Source organism: Nostoc sp. 'Peltigera membranacea cyanobiont' 213 (genome assembly GCF_002245975.1).
GTDB lineage: Bacteria > Cyanobacteriota > Cyanobacteriia > Cyanobacteriales > Nostocaceae > Nostoc.
Window position 1 is genome coordinate 1 of sequence record NZ_NOLI01000360.1, and the last position, 1352, is coordinate 1352.

The window sequence follows — 1352 nt, forward strand, 5'->3', positions numbered from 1 at the left end:
TTTTGATAATGTATCAATTAAGTTATCTAAAATTTGACTAACCCAAGTGTTTTTTTCTCACTTGTGAGAAATCCGGGTTTCGTCCTCTCTTGTAGCGTTACTGCATCCGGGCGTGACCAGTTTGTGTGATCTCCTGCTAACAAGGGTCGTCCCTCTACTGGTATCTGTTTGATGTATAACTGCATCAATTTCTGTCGCTGCGGTCTGCTATCTTGTAGCGCTTCATAAACACTTGGCCACTTGCGTCTGAATACTGGTGATAAGGATAAATCTGCTAAGGAATAAACGTTGCGGGTCAGCAATATCGCATCTGTTAATTCAAAGGTGGCATCTTTGGCTCTACCTAAATATTTGTAGGCTACTTGACGAAACTCTTCAAGTCTGGCATTTTTCATGTTGGTAGGTGAGAGTAGGTAGTTCTTTTCTCACTTTCTGCCAAAAGGGGGACTGTATTCAATCAGACACCCCTTTTTTCTTGCTCATTATCATTATTGTATTATTATCTGGAGCAGATATACTACAGAATTGTTCAAGGTCGCGGATGCTTTGAGGCTGACAAGATAATATTTTTAATCTCTAATTCCATTTGATTTGCCTTCTCTCATATCGCTTTTAGTCTAAACTCCAGTTAGTAGCATCGAAGCGTCCGAGAGGTATTTGCAATTTCGCTCATTCATAAAGAAGCCAGAAGAATGACCGATTTCAACAAGAATTCCGCTAACCCATCCGGCTAACCTGGATTTGTTGCCAGCGCGGATTATCACAGTTAGAGATGCCAAGATGAACATGACAATGAACAGGGCCACACTTTTCACTCCCGTTCAGTTTGGAGCAATGCAATTGAAGCATCGTGTCGTGATGGCTCCATTAACTCGCTCGCGGTCTATTCAGCCCGATTCCATTCCCGGCGATCTCATGGCTGAGTATTACGCTCAACGGGCTTCGGAGGGTGGATTCATTATCAGCGAAGCCACCAACATCTCGGTCACGAGCCGTGGATGGCTAGGTGCCCCAGGACTCTATTCCGACCAGCAGGTTGAAGGCTGGAAGAAGGTCGTCTTCGGCATCCATGCAAAGGGCGGGCATATCTTTGCACAGCTGTGGCATACCGGGCGTTCCTCGCATGTTGATCTGACCGGTGGCGAGATGCCTGTCTCTGCTTCCGTCGATCCGGCTTACTGGCAGAACCCGTCGCATTTGGTTTCAGCATCCAGCGGTTGGGTTCAGCCGTCACCGCATCGAGCGCTTGCCATCGCAGAGATATCACTCATCGTTGAGGACTACCGTAGGGCGGCAGAACGGGCTATGGATGCCGGTTTTGAAGGCGTAGAGCTACACGCTGCCAACGGGTA

Annotated in this window: 2 protein-coding genes; one reads left to right on the forward strand and one right to left on the reverse strand. The window is 47.2% G+C overall.

Going from position 1 to position 1352, the window contains the following annotated elements; genetic code table 11:
* Positions 1 to 26: 26 nt before the first annotated feature.
* Positions 27 to 395, reverse strand: a complete 369-nt coding sequence (locus tag CDG77_RS34925; RefSeq protein ID WP_094333660.1) for a hypothetical protein — start codon at positions 393 to 395, stop codon at positions 27 to 29.
* 385 nt (positions 396 to 780) lie between these two features.
* On the opposite strand from CDG77_RS34925, the gene CDG77_RS34930 reads away from it, so the two are divergent.
* Positions 781 to 1352, forward strand: a 572-nt coding sequence (locus tag CDG77_RS34930; protein ID WP_442946470.1) for an oxidoreductase, incomplete at its 3' end; no start/stop codon positions are given.